Origin of the sequence: Streptomyces sp. NPDC087844 (genome assembly GCF_044742785.1) — a bacterium.
GTDB lineage: Bacteria > Actinomycetota > Actinomycetes > Streptomycetales > Streptomycetaceae > Streptomyces.
This window is the reverse complement of sequence record NZ_JBIUVD010000005.1, coordinates 172,788-190,786: the sequence shown is the minus strand read 5'-3', so window position 1 is coordinate 190,786 and position 17,999 is coordinate 172,788. Positions and strand designations below refer to the sequence as shown.

Here is a 17,999-nt window from a genome sequence, read left to right as displayed (position 1 = left end):
GGCGATGCGGACCACCGCCGTGTCAGCCGCGAAAGGTGCGTACGTAGTCGAAGCGGGCCGTCGCCCCGGCCGTGTTGAGCGACACCAGGCCGATCCGCAGGGCCTGCTCGTCCGGTAGAGCCCATACGCCGGTCCACGTCCAGTGCACGCCGTCGGTGCTGGTGGCAGCGCGTACCTCGTGCTCGCCGCCCGCCTCGTCGGCGTGGTGGGCCAGCCGCATCCAGAGCGTCTGTGCGGGCGGCCCGCCGAACATCGGGCCGTAGGCCACGGCGGTCGGCGGTGTGGTCGTGGGCCGGGCGCCCTCCTTCGCGAACTCGGTGACGTGGGTGACCTTCCCGTCGGTGTGGCTCAGCGGCAGCACCGCGTGCACCAGCTTGAAGTACCGGTCGTCGCTCCCGTAGAGCACCAGCCCGGCCTGCTGGTTGCCGGGACCGTTCGACAGGTCGAGTTTCGTCTCGACCGTGAAGTCACCGGCCGGTGCGGGGCGGGTGAGGACCGAGGCGGTGTTGGTGCCGAGGTGCAGTTCGGCGTTCTGGGTCGGCCAGGACAGGACGCCCTCGCCGGTCGCCGCACCAGCGGCCGGACCGCGGACCCAGCTCCAGTCGGAGGACAGGGTGGCGGAGTCGAACTCGTCGCTGTGGGCGGGCAGTCGCGCACCGGGGCGCGGGTCTGCGACGCGCCGCGTGACCGGTTCGTGGAGCTTCGCGGCTCCCACGTTGTCGGCGGCCGCTCCGCCCCCGAGGGCGGCGGTGCCGACCTTCCCGGCCCGTACGGCCGCCGCCGGCACGGTACGGGTTCGGGTGGCGACGGCGTCGCGCAGCCGGTCCGCGCTCACCTCGACGGTGAGGCGGTTGCCGCGCAGCTCGGCGGCCACGTTGCGCCAGGCGTCCCACTGGTAGCCGGACGGGAGCGCGGTCACCTGCTGCCCGGCGCTGACACCGTTCACCAGGACGTCGGTGACCAGGGCGTTGCGGGCCCGGTCCAGCCAGGCCACGACATGGTTCGCGGGGTTCTGGTAGGCGAGGACCAGACCGGCCGACCCGCCCGCCGTACCGACCCGGAGGTCGGCTTCAGCACGTACCCGGGCCGGAGCGTTGCCGGAAGTGACGAGGAAGGACGGGGCGGTGGTGCTGCCCAGGTGGGTGACGAAGGTGCCGGGGTCCTGCTCGGTGGCCGTCGCCCAGGCCTTCGTACCGGAGCCCTGCGCCTGCCAGCCCTTGAGCGAGCCGTCGTTGAAGGTGCCGCCTGCCTGCCAGGTGGTGACGGGCACCTCGCTGCCGTCGGAGGAGGGACCGGCGCCGGCCCTGACGACGGGCCAGCCGTCGATCCAGTCGAGCCGGTCGACCAGCATCGGACGCCTGCTGAGGGTGCGGTCGATGCCCGGCACGAGGTCGAGGTCGGGGTCGTCGGCGGGAATCGCGTGGTAGACGAGCCAGTCCTGCCCGGCCAGGTCGGTCTGCAGCGCGTTGTGGCCCGGCCCGATCCAGCGGTCGCTCGAACCGACCACTATGCCGCCCTTGCTGACGGGGGACATCAGGTCGACACCCCGGTCGTCGGTGAAGGGCCCGGTCGGACCGGTGGAGCGGCCCACCTTGACCTGGTAGCCGCTGTACGCGCCGTCGCAGCAGCCCGCGTCCGAGTAGAAGAGGTAGTAGTAGCCGTCGCGGCGGACGACGAAACCGCCCTCCATCCGGCGGCCCTGGGCGACCTCGGTGACCGTGCCCTCGATCCGTGTGCGGTCGCCGTTCATGCGCGCCACACAGATCGTGTCGTAGCTGCCCCAGTACAGGTACGGCTGTCCGCCCACGTCGGTGAACTGCGCCTGGTCGATGTCCCCGGTCGCGCAGCCGCTGTCCGCCGGCAGTACGGCACCCGCGTCCGTCCAGGGCCCGGTCGGCGTGGGCGCGGTGGCCACCCCGACGGTGTCCTGGTTCGGCACGGAGTAGAAGAGGTTGTAGTGGCCGTTCGTGTAACGGACGTCGGGTGCCCACAGTCGGGAGCCCCGGTGCCAGGCAGGCTGTGTCGAAGGCGTGAACACCTCGCCCGCGTACGTCCAGTGGGTGAGGTCGGCCGACTTCAGGATCGGCAGCATGCGTTCGGCGGTCTGGCCCTGGCTCTGGAAGACGGGGTTCTGCGTGCCGTAGGCGTACCAGTAGCCGTCCTTGCCGCGGATCACCGCCGGGTCGGGGAAGGTGTCGACGGTGCCGGCCGTCACCGGGTTGGTGTACGTGGACGCCCGTGCGGGGGAGGCGGCGGCGGTCCCGGCGGGCGGGAGGACCGCGAGCAGAAGGCCGGCGAGCGCGGCGACGGCCTGCGCGGTGCGAGTCGTTCTTCGGTTCACTCGGTTCACTCCGTTCACTTGGTTCATGGGGGTGAGACCTCACTGCTCGAAGGAGCCTCGAACGAGCTCAGGGTCGGGTCGTAGTCAAAGGCGCCGATGTCGTACATGGACGTCATCCAGTGGTGGAAGTTGTCGCCGCGCTCCCGGAGCAGGTCGTACAGACGGCGCATCAGGCGCAGCCGGACGGCCTCCAGTTCGGGGTCCGGGTAGCGGTTGGTCAGCTCGTGCGGGTCGGATTCGAGGTCGTACAGCTCGTTGACCGAGTCGGGATTGACGACCAGCTTGTAGCGGTTGTCGCGCAGCATGCGCTGGGGGTACGGGAAGTGGTGGCCGTGGAACTCGGCGAGCAACTCCTCCGGCCACTCGGGGTGTTCGCCGCGCACCAGCGGCAGCAGACTGCGGCTGTCGGTGGCAGGCGTCGGGTCGCAGCCCGCCAGTTCGAGGATGGTCGCCGTGCAGTCGGTGAGACTGACGAACTCTGTCCGCTCCTGCGGGGGTTGTCCCGGCACGCGGATGATTCCGGGGATGCGGTAGATGTCCTCGTACATCGCCGGACCCTTGTCGTGCAGTCGGTGGGCGCCGGTGAACTCGCCGTGGTCGGCGGTGAAGAAGACCGAGGTGTCGTCCTCCAGGCCGAGTTCGTCGAGCCGGGTGAGGATGCGCCCGATCTGCTCGTCGACGAGGGTGACGTAACCCCAGTAGACGGCGATGAGTTTGCGGGTGACTTCGAGCGGCATGGTGTCGAAGGTCCAGTGCGCGCTGTAGTTGCGCTGCACGGGCGGTTTGCCCTCGAAGGTCTCCGCGATCGAGGCGGGCAGTTCGACGAGTTCCGGGTCGTAGAGGTCGTAGTAGGCGTCCGGCAGCAGATAGGGCAGGTGCGGGCCGAAGAAGTGGGTGGCCAGGTAGAAGGGGCGGCCGTCGGCGGCGTACCTCTCCAGGAGTTCGATGGCACGGGTCGCGAGGTAGTGCTCGAACGTCGCCTCCACCGGCTGCTGGAGGCGCGCGGCGAGGAGGTTGCCCGGATTGCCGTTGGGTGTGGTCCCGCGTACCGGATCGGTGATGCGGTACGCGGGCAGGTCCCGTTCCTTGAGATGGGCGAGGTAGTCGGGGTGGTCGACGGGGTTGTGCCAGCCCGGCAGGTCGGGGCCCTCGAAGCCGTAGGAGGCGGCGTTGCGGTGGGTGCCGACGTGCCACTTGCCCACCAGGCCCAGTTGGTAGTCGCGCTCGGCAAGCGCGGCGGGGAAGGTGAAGGCGTCCTCGGCCAGGTCCTCCAGGTAGCCGACGTTGCGCTCGTGGTTGGCGAGCAGCTTGTGCCGGAAGGGGGCCTGGCCGGTGAGCAGACTGGCCCGCGCCGGTGTGCAGATGGCGGTGGGCGTGTAGAAGCGGTCGAAGCGGGTGCCGGTGGCGGCGAGCCGGTCCAGGTTCGGGGTGGCGACGTGCGGATTGCCGTAACAGCCCAGTGTGTCCACGCGGTGCTGGTCGGTCATCAGGAAGAGGAGGTTCACGCGGCGGCCTTCGTGTAGACGTCGCCCGCGTAGAAGGCGGTCGCGGCCGGTGCCTCCTTCAGCTGGCCGGTGCTCACGAAGAAGTCGGTCATGGTGTCCAGCCACTTGCCGACCGTGCCGTCCTTCGTCTTCGCGACGAGTTCGGCGGTCGTCAGCGTCTCCACGTGACTCGCGTCCGCCGTCACCTTGTCCTGCGGCACCTTCAGGAGAGCGGCGGTGAGCGTGACCGACTCCTCGGGGTGTGCGGCACGCCAGCCGTTGGCCTCCTGGAGCACCTTGACGACCTTCGCCTCGGCGGGGCCCTTCTTCCCGCCGGTGACGAACGCCGTGGGGAAGGAGCCGCCGATGTCCTTGGTGCTCGCCACCTCGACCAGGTCCGGCACCTTCTGCTTGATGGTGTCGATGAGCGGGTAGTTGATGCCGGCCCCGTCGATCTGCCCGGAGGAGAAGGCCGAGACGATGGTCGGCGCGTCCATCGCGACCTTCTTGATGTCGTCCATCGTCATTCCGGCCTTTCGCAGGGCGAGTTGGAGGATCATCTCGCCGGAGGTGCCTTCCGGCACGCCGACCTTCTTGCCCTTCAGCCCGGCGATCGAGGTGATGCCCGGCTTGGCGATCACGCGGTCGGCATAGGTGAGCGTGTCGATGGCGACCACCCGGGCCTTGCCCGAGGCGGGCAGCCACAGCGCGCCGGGACCGATGTAGCCGTAGTCGAGATCCCCACTGCCCAGCGCCTGGATCTGAATGGGCCCATTGACGAAGGTCTTGTACGAGGCGGACAGGCCGTGCTTCTTCCACAGGCCCTGGTCGTCGGCGATGGCCAGCAGACTGGCGCCGTTGTAGTCGGCGATGTAGCCGAAGCGGATCTTGGTCGCACCACCGCTGTCGTCGTCGTCCGAGGAGCAGGCGGACACGGAGAGCGCGAGCGCTGTGGCGGAGAGTGAGGTGAGGAGGGTGCGGCGGGACATGCTCATGGCGATGAGCCTTTCGTTTCGTTTCAGCCCGTCCGGCGATTGAGGACGAGCGCGAAGCGCGACAGGGGGTCTGGGGCGCAGCCCCGGGGGACGGGGACGGGAACGGGCAGGGGCGGCGGGGGCGAGGGAATCGCAGCCGAGTGCCGGTCAGGTCGCCGGGGCTGCCGGGGTCGCCGGTTCCTGGTGGTACACGGAGTGCCAGACCTCGTTGCGGATGCGGGCGAACTCGGCGGACAGCCGCAGCTCCTCGGTCCGCGGATAGGGCAGGTCCACGTCGATGACCCGGTGGACCCGCCCCGGCCGGGCGGCCATCACGACAACGCGGCGGGCCAGATAGACGGCCTCGTCGACGTCGTGGGTGACGAAGAGGACGGTCCGCCGCTCGCGGGTCCAGGTGTGCAGCAGCTGATCCTGCAACTGCACCCGGGTGAGGGCGTCCAGGGCTCCGAACGGCTCGTCCATCAGCAGGACTTCGGGGTCGACCGCGTAGGCCCTAGCGATCGCGCAGCGCTGCTTCATGCCGCCGGACAGCGTCTTGGGCAGCGCGTCGGCGAACTCGGTGAGTCCGACGAGCTCGATGGCGTGGTCGGCCTTGCGGCGCCGCTCGGCGGCGGACAGGGAGGTGAGCTTGAGCCCGAACTCGACGTTGCCGCGCACGGTGAGCCAGGGGAAGAGCGCGTACTGCTGGAAGATGACACCGCGCTCGGGTCCGGGACCCGTCACGACGGATCCGTCGACCAGGACCTGGCCGGTGGTCGGTTCGGCGAGGCCGGCGGCCAGGTTCAGCAGCGTCGACTTGCCGCAGCCCGAGGGGCCCACGACCGTGACGAACTCGCGGTCGGCGATGTCCAGCGACACCTCGTCGAGGGCGGTGAACTCCCCTTGTTGCAGCGGGAACGTCTTGCCGGCGGCACGGAAGGAGATCTTGGCGGCGGAGGAGGCGGAGGAGGTGTGTGAGCCGGGGGTGTCGAGCGCACCGGGCGTACGGGGCGCGCCGGGTCCACCGGGTATGTCGGAGGGCACGCGTGCGGATGTCATCGTCGCTCCTGCCAGGCCGTCAGATGGTGTTCCGCGCGCAGCAGCAGGCGGTCCATCACCAGGCCGATCACTCCGATGCTGATCAGCCCGACGAAGATCGTCGGCAGGTCGTAGTAGGTCTGCGCGTGCATCATCTCGTAGCCGAGGCCCTTGTCCGCGGCGATGAGTTCGGCCGCGACGACCGTGGCCCAGGAGGCCCCGAGTCCGATGCGCATACCGACGAGCAGGAACGGGGTGGCGGCCGGAACGACCACCTTGAGGAAGATCACACGGTCCCGGGCGCCCAGCACACGGGCCGCGTCGACGAGCGTGCTGTCCACGCCGATCACCCCCTGGAACGCGGCGACCACGCTGGACAGGAACGCGGCCAGGAAGATCACGAAGACCTTGGGTGTCTCACCGATACCCATGGTCACGATGGCGAGAGGGATGATCGCCAGCGGTGGCACGGTCCGGAAGAACTGCACGTACGGTTCGAGCAGACCGCGGGCCAGCGGGTACCAGCCCATGAGGAATCCGACGGGCACGGCCAGCAGGGTGCCCAGGGCGAAGCCGAGGAAGACCCGGCGCAGGCTGGCGAGGGCGTCCTCGCCCAGTGTGCCGTCGCCCGCCATGTCCAGGGCGCGGGAGCCGACCGACAGGGGGCCCGGCACGTCGACCAGCCGGGCCGAGGTGGCTACGGCCCACACGGCGATGCCCAGGGTGAGTGCCGCCAGGTTGAGCACGAACGGGGGCACGGTCCGGGGCCGGCGTCGCGGGGCGGACGGGGCGGGCGTCTTGTCGGGGCTCCTGCCGGGGGCGGTGAGCACGGTCATGGCGACCTCGTCGGGACGGGGAGGGTCACGGTCACTCCACGGAATTCGGTGTGTGATAGCGGGTGAGCAGGGGGGAGTCGTGCAGGACCAGCGCGATGGCGCCGAGTGCGCCGCCCACCTCGCCGAGCGTGGCCGGCCGCAGATCGATGTCCGGCCGGGAGACCGGCATCAGATGGGCGGACAGGGCGCGTTCGACGGGTTCGAAGAGGGCGGGTCCGGCCTCGGCGAGTTCGCCGCCGAGCACCGTGACGTGCGGGCCGACCGCGTTGCACACGGCAGCGAGGACGGTCCCCACCCGGGTGCCGACGTCGTCCAGCACACGGCGTGCGGCCGGGTCCGTTGGCAGCGCCGCGAGAAAGCCGTCCAGATCACCGGCGCCGGGAAAGGCGTCGAGCACGGCGCCGATCGAGGCCGCCGTCTCCAGACAGCCGTCCTTGCCGCACGAACATCGGCGCCCGCCCGGTTCGGCCGTGATGTGGCCGAACTCGCCGGACAGTCCGCGGGCTCCCCGGTGCAGGGCACCGCCCACCACCAGACCTCCGCCGACGCCGTGCGACAGCCGCAGATAGAGCACGTCCTGAACGCCTGCCGCCGCTCCCCAGGTCGCCTCGGCCAGCGCCGCGAGCCGGGTGTTGTTGTCGAGCAGCACGGGTACGCCGAAGCGCTTGCGCAGCAGGACCGGCAGGTCCTCGTGGGGCCGGGGTGCGCCGGCCGCGGGGGAGCCGGGCCGTTCGGCGACGGGGGCGCCGGTGGTGGAGGCGTTGGTGGCCGGGGCGCCGGTCGCGGGGGCGTCGTGCACCGGTCCGACCACGCCCACGCCGATGCCGCTGAGCGCCCCGAGGCGCAAGGTGCCCCCGGCGAGCCCGCCGACCAGCCGTGCGGCCAGGTCGACGCGCTTCTCCCACGTCAGACCCGCGCCGTGCGGGGCGCTCGCGGAACCGATCACCTCGTGGGCGACGTTCACCGCGGCGACGTGCACCGCGCGCCGCGCGAAGTCGATGCCGATGGCCTGGCCCGCGTCCCGGTGGAGCGTCAGGGTCTCGACCGGCCGGCCGCGGCGGCGCTCGGCGGGCGCGGGAGCCGTGGCCACGACGGCTCCACTGTCCGCCAGGGCGGACACGATGTCGTACAGGGTCGTACGGGACAGCCCTGTCAGCCGCCCCAACTCGGCCCTGTTGAGCGGGCCGTGTGTGCGCATCTGCCGCAGGACGAGTTCCTCGTGACCACGGCGCAGCCGTGCCAGGGGACCCTCGTGGTCGTGTGCCATGGGGCACAGGATGCGGACTGGGCAGCTTTTACGTCAACAGTCCGGAAAAAATCCGTGGACCCGCTACCGAGCTCCGCACGGCTATGAACGTGCAGGTCAGAGCAGTGTGAGAGGCGTCCTGCGGAGTGGGTACGTTTCACGAGTCTGCAATGTTGCGGTCACCGGCCGAGGCGGGCCACGCGCGGACGGGGCCCCTCAGGCGTCCCAGGCGCAGCGGAAGCCGAGGTTGCCCGTGCTGCTGTCGGGCGTGTTGGCCGTACGGGCGGCGACACGGTAGCGGTTGCAGTACGAACTGTGGCAGAGGTAGGAGCCACCCCGCATGACGCGGGACGCGCCCTGCGACGGGCCCTTCGGATCGCTGCGCGGGCGCTCGGAGTGCCGCGTGCCCCACCGGTCCGCACACCACTCCCACACGTTCCCGGACATGTTGTGCAGCCCGTGGCCGTTGGGCTCGTAGGCGTCCACGGGCGCCGTACCCCGGTAGCCGTCCTCGGCGGTGTTCTTGGTCGGGAAGTGCCCCTGCCAGATGTTGCAGCGGTGCTCGCCCGCCGGCGTCAGCTCGTCCCCCCAGGGGAAGCGGCGCTGTACCAGACCGCCCCGCGCGGCGTACTCCCACTCGGCCTCGGTGGGCAGTCGCGCCCCGGCCCAGCGGCAGTACGCGGCGGCGTCGTTCCAGGAGAGATGGATTACGGGGTGGTCGCCGCGGTCGGCCACCGAACTGCCCGGGCCCTCCGGGGTCCGCCAGGTCGCGCCCTCGACGCCGCACCACCAGGGCGTCTGCGGCGGCCGGGCCGCGCCGCGCCGCAGGACCGCGGGCAGGAATCCGGCGAAGACGAACGACCAGCCGAAGCGCTCCGCCTCGGTGAGGTGACCGGTCGCCTCGGCGAACCGGGCGAACCGGTCGTTGGTCACCGCACAGGCGTCGATCCGGAAGGGTGACAGGACGACCTCGCGCACCGGTCCCTCGCCGTCGTCGGGGAAGCCGTCCGGGTCCTGGGTTCCCATCAGGAAGGAACCGCCGCCCAGCAGCACACTCGCGTCCCGGTACCGGTACCGGTCCTGGCCCCGGTCCCGGCCCTGACTCCGGTGCCGGTCCTGGTCCCGCACCTCGTCCGGCGCGTGGTCCGCGGTGGCGCGGACCGCGGGACCGAGGGAAAGTCCCGCCGCGCCCCGGTCGACCGAGGGCGCGCAACAGTTCCCGGACTCCACCCCGTCCACGCGGCCTCCCTCAAGCAGTGATCTCTGTTCGAGGCTACGGCACCTGAGGGAAGTCGATCATTGCGGCCTCCGTCGAGCGCGCAGGCCGGAAGACACCTCGGACCTTGTGAAGTGGCAGGGGTCCGGGCGCTGCCTGATGCTGGGCTGTACGGGCCGCACGTCCAGGATCCCCGCATCACCGCCTGTCTGCGCAGTCTGCGCGCCACCGCCGCTCAGGTGGCACCGCTGCGCGTGGGGAGCAGTCGCCCTCGCGGGTGGGTGGCTTCGCCCCGCTGCTCACCCGCGAGGACCGTGACCTCGCCTCCCCGCACCCCGTCACGGAGCCGCGTGTCGCCCCGACGGTTCGGATGAGGCCGTGGTGGATTGCGTTCGCACACCAGGGGTACCGGGAGGGGGCAAATCCGTACGAGACGTACCCGTACGCGATCTATGAGCTGTACGTGATGTGCAAGCTGAACGAGCTGCACGAAATGTACGAGACAGGAGACACAGACATGGCTTCTCAGGCCACCCCCCGCTACACCGTCCCGGGCCTCACGGTGGAGAACGCCGCCACGCTCATCGAGATGCTGCAGCTGCGGCTGCACGCCCTCAACGATCTCCACCTCACGCTCAAGCACGTCCACTGGAACGTGGTGGGGCCGCACTTCATCGCCGTGCACGAAATGCTCGACCCGCAGGTCGACCGCGCACGTGACATGGCCGACGATGTCGCGGAGCGTCTCGCGGCCCTCGGCGGCGTCGCCCACGGCACTCCTGGCGCGCTGGTCGAAGAGCGCACGTGGAAGGACTACAGCGTGCAGCGGGCCGACGCGATCGCCCACCTCGGCGCGCTCGACGTCGTGTACACCGGTCTGATCCAGGACGTCCGCGCCGCGGTCGAGAAGGCGGGTGACATCGACCCGGCCACCGAGGACCTGATGATCGAGCAGCTGCGTGACCTCGAACAGTTCCAGTGGTTCGTCCGCGCGCACCTGGAGACCGCGGGCGGCACCCTCACCACGGCCGACGCCACCTCGGAGACGGATGCCGCCGAGCAGGCCGTGCAGTCCTGACGGACACACCACGCCACCTTCGGAACGAGAGAGAGGCTCACCTCCATGTCTGACAAGCCGCTCAACGGCCACCGGGTACTGGTGCTCGTCACCAACTACGGAGTTGAGCAGGACGAATTGGTGGTACCGGTCCGCCGGCTCCGGGAGAACGGGGCGGACGTCACCGTCGCAGCCGTGAGCTCGGATCCCATCCAGACGCTGGTGGGCGACAAGGACCCCGGAGAGACGGTGGAGCCCACCACGACGCTCGATGCGCTGGATCCCGACGCGTACCAGCTGCTGCTGCTCCCCGGCGGCACCATCAACGCCGACCAGCTCCGCCTGCAGAGCAAGGCCCTTGAGACGGTCAAGGCGTTCGCGGCGTCGGGCCGGCCGATCGCCGCGATCTGCCACGGCCCCTGGGCTCTGGTGGAGGCCGACGTCCTGAACGGCAAGACGCTGACGTCCTTCGCGTCCGTGCGCACCGACATCCGCAACGCGGGCGCCAAGGAATGGGTGGACGAGGAGGTCGTGAGCGACAGCGCGAACGGCTACACCCTGGTCACTTCCCGGACGCCGAAGGACCTCGACGCATTCGTACATGCCGTCGACAAGGCCCTGGTCGGCACCTGAACCCCGCCACAGCCAACTTCGACAGCTGTCAGCCTGCGGTCCGCCCCGTGTTCCTGCCCGCTCGGACAGGAACACGGGGCGGACCGCGTGCGGGATCAGACGGGCTGGGTGAAACGGTCCCGGGCACGGTGACGCGCTCCAGCGCCCCGTCGGACCGGGCGCCGAGTGCCTCGCCGTGGCGGAACGCCTCGGTGAGCATGAGCAGCAGACGGGGGCCGATGCCCGAGGCCACCGCGACGGTGTCGACCTTGGCGTCGCGCGGTCGGCGAACGTCTGGACGGCGAGTTCCCCTTGCGGATACGCGCCGGACTCGATGGCGTCGGCGAGGTCGCGGCGGTGGAAGTCGCGGTCCACCCCCGCGGTGATCCACGCCTCTTCCCGGACCAGCGAGTGGCACCGCTCAGCCGAGATAGTGCGCGCGGCCCTCGTCGTCGAGCTCGAAAGGCCCGTCGGGCAGGACGCAGAACTCGTTGCCCTCGGGGTCCGCCATCACCAGGAACCCGCCGTCGGCGTACTGGTCGAGCCTGCGGCCGCCGAGCGCCTCGATGCGCCGCTGCTCGACGGCCGGGTCAGGCGCGGTGATGTCGAAGTGCATACGGTTCTTGCCCGTCCTGGGCGCGGACGTCCGCTGGAATCCCATGCCCAGCCCCAGCTCCCGGCGCAGCCACACGTAGGGGCCCGTACGGCCCACCACCGGCCTGCCGAGGACTTCGGACCAGAACGCGGCAAGCCGTTCGGGGTCGGTGGCGTCGATGATGAGTGCGTTGATCTGCGTCGCTGAGTCCGCCATGCCCCCATCGTCCCACCACGGCGTCAGCCGACCACATCGGTGGCGGGAACCGCGGCTGCGCCCAGCCCAACCTGACCGCGTCATGGACGAAGTCCGTCTCCGCTAGACCGCGGCGGCTCCGTAGAAGCCCGTGTTCCAGGCCTTCATCGCTTTGAGCGAAGGCGCTGTGCAGGCGTCGAAGGCCCGGCCGGTGTACGTCTTCTGCGCGGGCCAGGTCGTGGCCGCCATCGAGGTCTGCGCCATGATCCCGCCACCCGTCCGCGGCGGACCGCACAGTAGCCGACGACCCCGTCATGATCGGAAACCCCCCGCATCCCGATCATCACAAGTATGAGCAAAGAGAAAGTAAAGCGGCCTCGGGCGCACGGCTCCACACACCGGATCGACGTCCAGTCGTAGCCTCACTCCGCGCGGTGTCCCCGAAGTCCGGGAGAAGATTCCCCGGGGGAGTGTCGAGAACCCGTACGCGGCTCCGTCCCCGCAGTGAACACGGCCACAAGGGGCCGTACCGCACCAGGGAGAACACGATGGCCAAGTACTTGCTGCTCAAGCACTACCGGGGCGGGCCGGCATCGCTCAACGACGTGCCGATGGAGCAGTGGACACCGGAGGAGGTCTCGGCCCACATGCGGTACATGAGCGACTTCGCGGCGCGGCTCGAAGGCAACGGCGAGTTCGTCGACAGCCAGGCCCTGTCGTCGGAGGGCACGTTCGTGCGTTACGACGGCGAGGGACGGCCGCCGGTCACCGACGGTCCGTTCGCGGAGACCAAGGACCTGATCGCAGGCTGGATGGTGATCGACGTCGAGACCCACGAGCGGGCGCTCGAAGTGGCCGGCGAGCTGTCCGCGGCTCCGGGCGCGGGCGGGAAGCCGGTACAGGAGTGGCTGGAAGTGCGGCCGTTCCTGTCCGCGTGTGTGACCGTCACGGACTGACCCACGGTGGACGAGTCCCTGCTGCGGACGCTCACGCCCGCCGTGCTCGCCGTCCTCGTCCGTCGCGGAGCCGACTTCGCGGCGGCCGAGGACGCCGTGCAGGACGCCCTGGTCGAAGCCGTGCGCGTGTGGCCGGACAACGCGCCGCGAGACCCCAAGGGCTGGCTGGTCACGGCGGCCTGGCGCAAGTTCCTCGACGCCGTCCGCGCCGACACCTCCCGGCGGCACCGGGAGGTGCGCGCCGATCGCGAGCCCGTGCCCATCCCGGGCGAGGCGGCCGACGACACGCTCCAGCTGTACTTCCTGTGCGCGCACCCGACCCTGACACCGGCCTCTGCCGTCGCCCTCACGCTGCGCGCGGTCGGCGGCCTGACCACGCGGCAGATCGCGCGGGCCTACCTGGTGCCGGAGGCGACCATGGCCCAGCGGATCAGCCGGGCCAAGCGGACCGTCTCGGACGTCCGCTTCAACCGGCCCGCTGACGTCGCCACGGTCCTGCGCGTGCTCTACCTGGTCTTCAACGAGGGCTACTCCGGCGACGTCGACCTGGCCGCCGAGGCGATCCGGCTCACCCGCCACCTCGCGACCAGGACCGGGCACGAGGAGGTCGCCGGCCTGCTGGCGCTCATGCTGCTCCACCACGCACGGCGCCCGGCACGGACCGGCGCCGACGGCAGGCTCGTACCCCTCGCCGAGCAGGACCGCGGTCTGTGGAACACCCGGCTGATCGCGGAGGGTGTCGACATTCTCCAGACGGCCCTCGCCCGCGACCGGCTGGGCGAGTTCCAGGCGCAGGCCGCCGTCGCCGCGCTGCACGCCGACGCGCGGTGCGCCGCGGAGACCGACTGGGTGCAGATCGTCGAGTGGTACGACGAGCTGATACGGCTGACCGGCAACCCGGTGGCCCGCCTCAACCGGGCCGTCGCGGTGGGCGAGGCCGACGGCCCGCGCGCCGGCCTGACCGCACTGGCGCGACTCGACCCCTCACTACCCCGCCACACCGCTGTCAAGGCCTACCTGCGCGAGCGCGACGGCGACCCGGTGACCGCGGCACGGCTCTACGCCGAGGCCGCCCGGTCGGCGCCCAGCCTCCCCGAACGGGAGCACCTCACGCGACAGGCCGCACGGCTCAACGCGGACCTGCGCGGCTGAGCGGAGTACGGCAGACCTGGCAGTGTCAGATTTTCCTCTCGGTTTCCAAGTTTCGGGTACGGGGCCGCGGTTGACGTCGTACGGTCGCCGCATGCCCGTCGACGAACACATGGCCGCCCTGCCCTCTCTGCGCCAGCGGCGTCGAGCGGCCGCCACCCAGGAGATCCTGGACGCGGCCGAGCGACAGATCGCCGAGAGCGGCCCCGCGGCCCTGTCACTGCGTGCCGTCGCCCGGAGCCTGGGCATGACCGTGCAGGCGCTCTACCACTACTTCCCGAGCCGGGACGAGCTGGTCACGGCACTCATCGCCAAGGCGTACGAAGCCCTGGGCGACGCCGTCCGGGCCGCCGTCGACGCCGCGCGGGACGACTCGCCCCTGGAGCGGGTGCTGAGCGCGGCCGAGGGCTATCGCCGATGGGCCGTCGAGCATCCCGAGCGGTTCCAGCTCCTGTACGGCACGCCGTTGCGGTACTACGAGGCTCCCGTCGAGGGTCCGACCACCCGGGCGGTGCGCCGGATGGGCGCGATCTTCGAACGCGAGATGTTCGACGGCTGCACCCCGGCACAACTGGCCGCGGTCGACGCCTCCGAGCTGTCGCCCGCCTTCGTGGCGTATCTGGACCAGATGTCGCCGACCGGTCAGGACGCTCTGCCGCCGGCCGTGACCGCCCTCGTCATGAGCGCGTGGGGGCACCTGCACGGCCTGGTCGTCCTGGAGGTGTTCGGGCACACCGTGTTCCTCGGTGAACACCAGGCCGAGATCTTCCGCATGGGGATGCGGAACACGCTGAAGGACATCTTCAGCCGGATTCCATCGGTCGACCAGGTCTGTTGACCACCCCCTCTGGCGGGAATCCGGAGCTCATCGGCATTTTCGCCGCTGTTCGCTCTGTGGCGCCGTCCATAGGCTCGTGGCATCAACCGCCGACGAGAAGGCTGTCCGCATGTCCGACAAGAGCGACGTCGACACGAGTGATTCCCTTACCAGCAATTCCCGTACGCGTGATTCCCGTGCGAGTGATCCCGGCAGGAGCAACGGAGGAGAGGGCGTCACCCGGCGCACGGCACTCGGGTGTGGTGCCGGTGTCGCCGCGATCAGCGCGGCCGCCGCGCTCGCCACCGCGGTGTCCGCTCCCCCCGCCGCCGCGGCGGGAACGGCGAGGCGCGGCAACGCTTCGGCCCCCGGTGCGGACGCCCTGCCCAGGACCGTGGCCGGAGTGCGCATCCCCCACAGCGAACTGGCCCGGAACACCGTGCGGTTCGTGCGGAGCGTGTCCTCCGGGACGCTCTTCAACCACGTCATGAGGACGTACCTCTTCGGCTCCCTGTTGTGCGACCGACGCGGCGTGCACTACGACGGCGAACTCGCGTTCGTCGCCGCGGCTCTGCACGACCTCGGTCTGGTCGAGGCGTACCGGACCCGGGCCGAGCGCTTCGAAGTCGACGGTGCCGACGCCGCACAGCGGTTCCTGCGGGAACAGCGCATGCCGGCCGAACGCGTAGCGGTCGTATGGGATGCGATCGCCCTGCACACCAACGCCGGTATCGCCACCCGGAAAAGGCCGGAGATCGCGATGGTCTCCGTGGGATCGGGAGCGGATTTCTCGGGGAACGAGCTGCAGCGAATACCGTCCGACGCCCTGGAAGAGATACTGGCGGCCTTCCCCAGGAAAGGGTTCAAGCAGGACGCCCTCGACACCATCCTTTCGCTGTGCCGCACCCGACCCATGTCGGTGCTCATGCACCCCTTCGCCGAAGTCGGCCGCCGTCACATCCCCGAATTCCCGGTGCCCACGGTGGAGGATCTCCTGCTCGCCGCGCCATTCGAGGAGTGACAGGCCCCCGCCCCGTCAGGGCGCGACGCTCACTTGCCCGGTGCCGCCTTGCGCAGGGTGGTGATGCAGGTGCTGATGGCCTCCTGGAGCTCCTCCAGGCGCTGCAGCATGTCGTCCTCGTAGATGGTGTCGAGGTCGTCGACGTCGTCGAAGGTCAGCTCCTCGAAGACCTTCGTCGCCTTCTGCAGGCTGCTGTAGAACTTCGTACGCCGCTCCTGGAGGCGGAGTTCGGGGTCGGCCTGGATGGTCTGGGCGACGATGTCCTTCATCGAGTCGAACGCCTCGGAGGCCCACTCGCTGGTGTCCTCGTTCTCGTCCAGTTCGTCGATGAGCGAGAGGTGGCGTTCGGCCTCGGCGCGCAGCTCCGCGGGGGCGTCGATGGTCTGCCCTGCGGGAGTCTTGACCTGGCCGTTCTCCACGATGTCGCGGACATAGCCGATGCGGCTGGCGGCCTGCGTCTCGGAGGCGACCGCCTTCTTGAGGTCGTCGGTGCGGGCGATGTCACGGGCCATCTCCGTCTGCAGCGCCGGGTCCTCCTGCAACCGGTCGAGAAGCGCCGCGCGGGCCGCCTTCGCCGTGGAGGGGTCGGCGAGGATCGCCGCCCGCAGCGCGGTGGGGTTCTCGGCGACCTCCAGGGCCTTCGTCGGCCGGATGCCCTCGGCCTCGGCCGCTGCGGCGATCGCCGTGCCGCGCTCGGAGGAGGCGCTGGAACGGGAGACGTAATACGTGTGCCACACGTCGGAGTCCGGCAACTCCACGTCCTGCCCGGGCGCCAGCGCCTCGAAGTACGGGACGAGACCGTCGTCGGCCGCCTTGTCCCACGCCTTGTAGTAGCGCATGACCCGCTCGGGCGAGCACCCGGCCAGCTCGGCGAAGCCCTTCGCGGAGACCTTCCGCGTCTCCCCGGGCGTCTCGCCGCCGGGCCGCACACTGCGCGCCACCTTCAGCGCGAACGCCCAGCCGCCGGCCCGCACGTACGCCCCGAAGTCCTGGGCGTCCTGCGCGACCTCGGCGGGCACGTCGTCCGGCGCGGCGTCGGCGTGCGCGTCGTCGTGAACGGCCTCGTCGTGCGCGTCGTCCGCCGGAACCTCGTCGACGGACGTCGCGGGCTCGACCCAGAACTCCCCGGTCTCCGCGGCAGCCTGTCCGGGCACCTGGTCGACGGGCGGAACGGCCGGTTCGGTTTGAGCGGTCACTACGGTCACTGGGAGACTCTCCTGGGGAAGGACAAGGCTACAAAGGGCAGCGTACGCAGCCTATATGAACCTGTTCATGAGGGTTCGAACTCCCTTGCGCGGACCACTCCGACCCACCCGCCCCTACCGCCTTGCCCCTCTCCCGCCCAACAGGGGGCCGGACCCGCAGGTAACTCTCCGCCTTCACTCAAGTACGCTTAGTCAATGAACGTTTCGAGTGCGGGACTCCGTGGAACGCAGGGGCCGGCCGCAGTGGTGACGGGCGTGGGCTCCCATCTTCCACCCCGTCGCATGACCAACGACGAGCTGTGCTCCCGACTGGACAGCAGCGACGCGTGGATCCGGGAGAGAATCGGCATCCAGGAGCGTCGCCGAGCGGACGCGACGGTGTCCACGGGAGACCTGGCCCTGGAAGCCGCGCGGCGGGCGATGCGGTCGGCCGGCGTCACGGAGGTCGACGCCCTCGTCCTGGCCACGACCACCCCGGACCACCACTGCCCGGCCACCGCGCCCGCGGTCGCCCACCGGCTCGGCCTGCGCGGCACGATCGCCTTCGACGTCACCGCGGGCTGCGCGGGATTCGTGTACGGGTCGGCCGTCGCCGCCGGCCTCATCAGCGCGGGCAGCGCCCGGAGGGTCCTCGTCGTGGGCGCGGAGACGATGTCGGCCATCATCGACTCCGAAGACCGCGCGACGGCCCCGCTCTTCGGCGACGGCGCGGGGGCCATGGTCCTGGAGGCCGGGCTCGCGGGACAGGACGGCAGCCTCGGATCCTTCGCCTGGGGAAGCGACGGCTCGCTCGCCGACGCCATCGTCATCCCGGCCGGCGGAGCCCGCGAGCGCGACCGACGGGCCACCGCGCCCGCGGGGGACTTCTTCGTTCACATGCGCGGAAACGAGGTCTTCCGGCACGCGGTGCGCCGGATGAGCCAGGCCGCCCGGGACGCGGCACAGGCCGCGGGCTGGACGCTCGACGAGGTCGACCGGCTGATCGTCCACCAGGCCAACGGGCGCATCGCCGCCTCCGTCGCCGACGCCCTCGGCATCCCGCCCGAGCGCACGCCCTCCAACATCGCCCACGTCGGCAACACCGCGGCGGCCTCCGTCCCGCTGCTGCTCGCCCACGCCGCGGACGAGGGGCAACTGAAACCTGGGCACCGCGTGCTCGTTGTCGCTTTCGGCAGCGGGCTCGCCTGGGCCGCCACCAGCCTCGTATGGCCACCGGGCATCACCGCGGAGCTGTAGAGATCCATCTGCCCAGGAACG

Annotated in this window: 16 protein-coding genes and 3 pseudogenes; 8 read left to right on the top strand and 11 right to left on the bottom strand. The window is 70.7% G+C overall.

Annotation, left to right across the window (positions count from 1 at the left end):
* Positions 1–22 precede the first annotated feature (22 nt).
* From ACIOKD_RS12745 to ACIOKD_RS12715, 7 genes are all read right to left on the bottom strand, one after another.
* A complete protein-coding gene (locus ACIOKD_RS12745) occupies positions 23–2,368 on the bottom strand; it encodes a family 43 glycosylhydrolase (RefSeq protein WP_402082054.1) in 2,346 nt (781 codons plus the stop codon).
* On the bottom strand, positions 2,365–3,846 hold the full coding sequence (locus ACIOKD_RS12740; protein ID WP_402082052.1) for a sulfatase-like hydrolase/transferase: 1,482 nt from the start codon (positions 3,844–3,846) through the stop codon (positions 2,365–2,367). Before ACIOKD_RS12740 ends, ACIOKD_RS12745 begins: the two co-directional genes overlap by 4 nt.
* Complete coding sequence (locus ACIOKD_RS12735) at positions 3,843–4,820, bottom strand: aliphatic sulfonate ABC transporter substrate-binding protein (protein ID WP_402082050.1); 978 nt, start codon at positions 4,818–4,820, stop codon at positions 3,843–3,845. The genes ACIOKD_RS12740 and ACIOKD_RS12735 overlap by 4 nt, the downstream gene beginning before the upstream one ends.
* A gap of 147 nt (positions 4,821–4,967) precedes the next feature.
* Complete coding sequence (locus ACIOKD_RS12730) at positions 4,968–5,858, bottom strand: ABC transporter ATP-binding protein (protein WP_402082048.1); 891 nt, start codon at positions 5,856–5,858, stop codon at positions 4,968–4,970.
* The gene (locus ACIOKD_RS12725; protein WP_402082046.1) at positions 5,855–6,673 is read right to left on the bottom strand and encodes an ABC transporter permease; all 819 of its coding nucleotides are present in this window, start codon (positions 6,671–6,673) and stop codon (positions 5,855–5,857) included. The genes ACIOKD_RS12730 and ACIOKD_RS12725 overlap by 4 nt, the downstream gene beginning before the upstream one ends.
* Positions 6,674–6,704: 31 nt before the next feature.
* Positions 6,705–7,940: an ROK family protein gene (locus tag ACIOKD_RS12720; RefSeq protein ID WP_402082044.1), complete on the bottom strand. Its 1,236-nt coding sequence runs from the start codon at positions 7,938–7,940 to the stop codon at positions 6,705–6,707.
* A gap of 195 nt (positions 7,941–8,135) precedes the next feature.
* A complete protein-coding gene (locus ACIOKD_RS12715; RefSeq protein ID WP_402082042.1) occupies positions 8,136–9,158 on the bottom strand; it encodes a formylglycine-generating enzyme family protein in 1,023 nt (340 codons plus the stop codon).
* A 494-nt stretch (positions 9,159–9,652) separates the two neighbouring features.
* On the opposite strand from ACIOKD_RS12715, the gene dps reads away from it, so the two are divergent.
* Positions 9,653–10,213, top strand: a complete 561-nt coding sequence (dps, locus tag ACIOKD_RS12710) for a DNA starvation/stationary phase protection protein Dps (RefSeq protein WP_402082040.1) — start codon at positions 9,653–9,655, stop codon at positions 10,211–10,213.
* Between the two features lie 45 nt (positions 10,214–10,258).
* Positions 10,259–10,825, top strand: coding sequence for a type 1 glutamine amidotransferase domain-containing protein (locus tag ACIOKD_RS12705; protein WP_402082037.1), 567 nt, complete (start codon positions 10,259–10,261; stop codon positions 10,823–10,825).
* 261 nt (positions 10,826–11,086) lie between these two features.
* Here ACIOKD_RS12705 and ACIOKD_RS12700 read toward each other — a convergent pair.
* Both ACIOKD_RS12700 and ACIOKD_RS12695 read right to left on the bottom strand, forming a co-directional pair.
* A pseudogene (locus tag ACIOKD_RS12700) lies at positions 11,087–11,218 on the bottom strand (catalase); the annotation flags it as partial.
* A gap of 7 nt (positions 11,219–11,225) precedes the next feature.
* Positions 11,226–11,615: a VOC family protein gene (locus tag ACIOKD_RS12695; RefSeq protein WP_402082035.1), complete on the bottom strand. Its 390-nt coding sequence runs from the start codon at positions 11,613–11,615 to the stop codon at positions 11,226–11,228.
* A 20-nt stretch (positions 11,616–11,635) separates the two neighbouring features.
* Here ACIOKD_RS12695 and ACIOKD_RS12690 point away from each other — a divergent pair.
* Positions 11,636–11,719: pseudogene (locus ACIOKD_RS12690) on the top strand (peptidoglycan-binding protein); the annotation flags it as partial.
* Position 11,720: 1 nt separating this feature from the next.
* Here the strand turns inward: ACIOKD_RS12690 and ACIOKD_RS12685 are convergent.
* Positions 11,721–11,858, bottom strand: a pseudogene (locus tag ACIOKD_RS12685) (peptidoglycan-binding protein); the annotation flags it as partial.
* Positions 11,859–12,142: 284 nt separating this feature from the next.
* Here ACIOKD_RS12685 and ACIOKD_RS12680 point away from each other — a divergent pair.
* The 4 genes from ACIOKD_RS12680 to ACIOKD_RS12665 all read left to right on the top strand — a co-directional run bounded on the left by ACIOKD_RS12680 (position 12,143) and on the right by ACIOKD_RS12665 (position 15,537).
* Entirely contained in the window at positions 12,143–12,550 is a 408-nt protein-coding gene (locus ACIOKD_RS12680) for a YciI family protein (RefSeq protein WP_402082032.1), read from the top strand.
* Positions 12,551–12,556: 6 nt separating this feature from the next.
* Positions 12,557–13,702, top strand: coding sequence for an RNA polymerase sigma factor (locus ACIOKD_RS12675; protein ID WP_402082030.1), 1,146 nt, complete (start codon positions 12,557–12,559; stop codon positions 13,700–13,702).
* Between the two features lie 91 nt (positions 13,703–13,793).
* Complete coding sequence (locus tag ACIOKD_RS12670) at positions 13,794–14,537, top strand: TetR/AcrR family transcriptional regulator (RefSeq protein WP_402082028.1); 744 nt, start codon at positions 13,794–13,796, stop codon at positions 14,535–14,537.
* A gap of 109 nt (positions 14,538–14,646) precedes the next feature.
* Complete coding sequence (locus tag ACIOKD_RS12665) at positions 14,647–15,537, top strand: HD domain-containing protein (RefSeq protein ID WP_402082026.1); 891 nt, start codon at positions 14,647–14,649, stop codon at positions 15,535–15,537.
* Positions 15,538–15,566: 29 nt separating this feature from the next.
* Here ACIOKD_RS12665 and ACIOKD_RS12660 read toward each other — a convergent pair whose 3' ends face one another.
* On the bottom strand, positions 15,567–16,742 hold the full coding sequence (locus ACIOKD_RS12660; protein ID WP_402082024.1) for a hypothetical protein: 1,176 nt from the start codon (positions 16,740–16,742) through the stop codon (positions 15,567–15,569).
* A gap of 282 nt (positions 16,743–17,024) precedes the next feature.
* On the opposite strand from ACIOKD_RS12660, the gene ACIOKD_RS12655 reads away from it, so the two are divergent.
* On the top strand, positions 17,025–17,978 hold the full coding sequence (locus ACIOKD_RS12655) for a beta-ketoacyl-ACP synthase III (protein ID WP_402082022.1): 954 nt from the start codon (positions 17,025–17,027) through the stop codon (positions 17,976–17,978).
* The last annotated feature ends 21 nt before the right edge of the window (positions 17,979–17,999 follow it).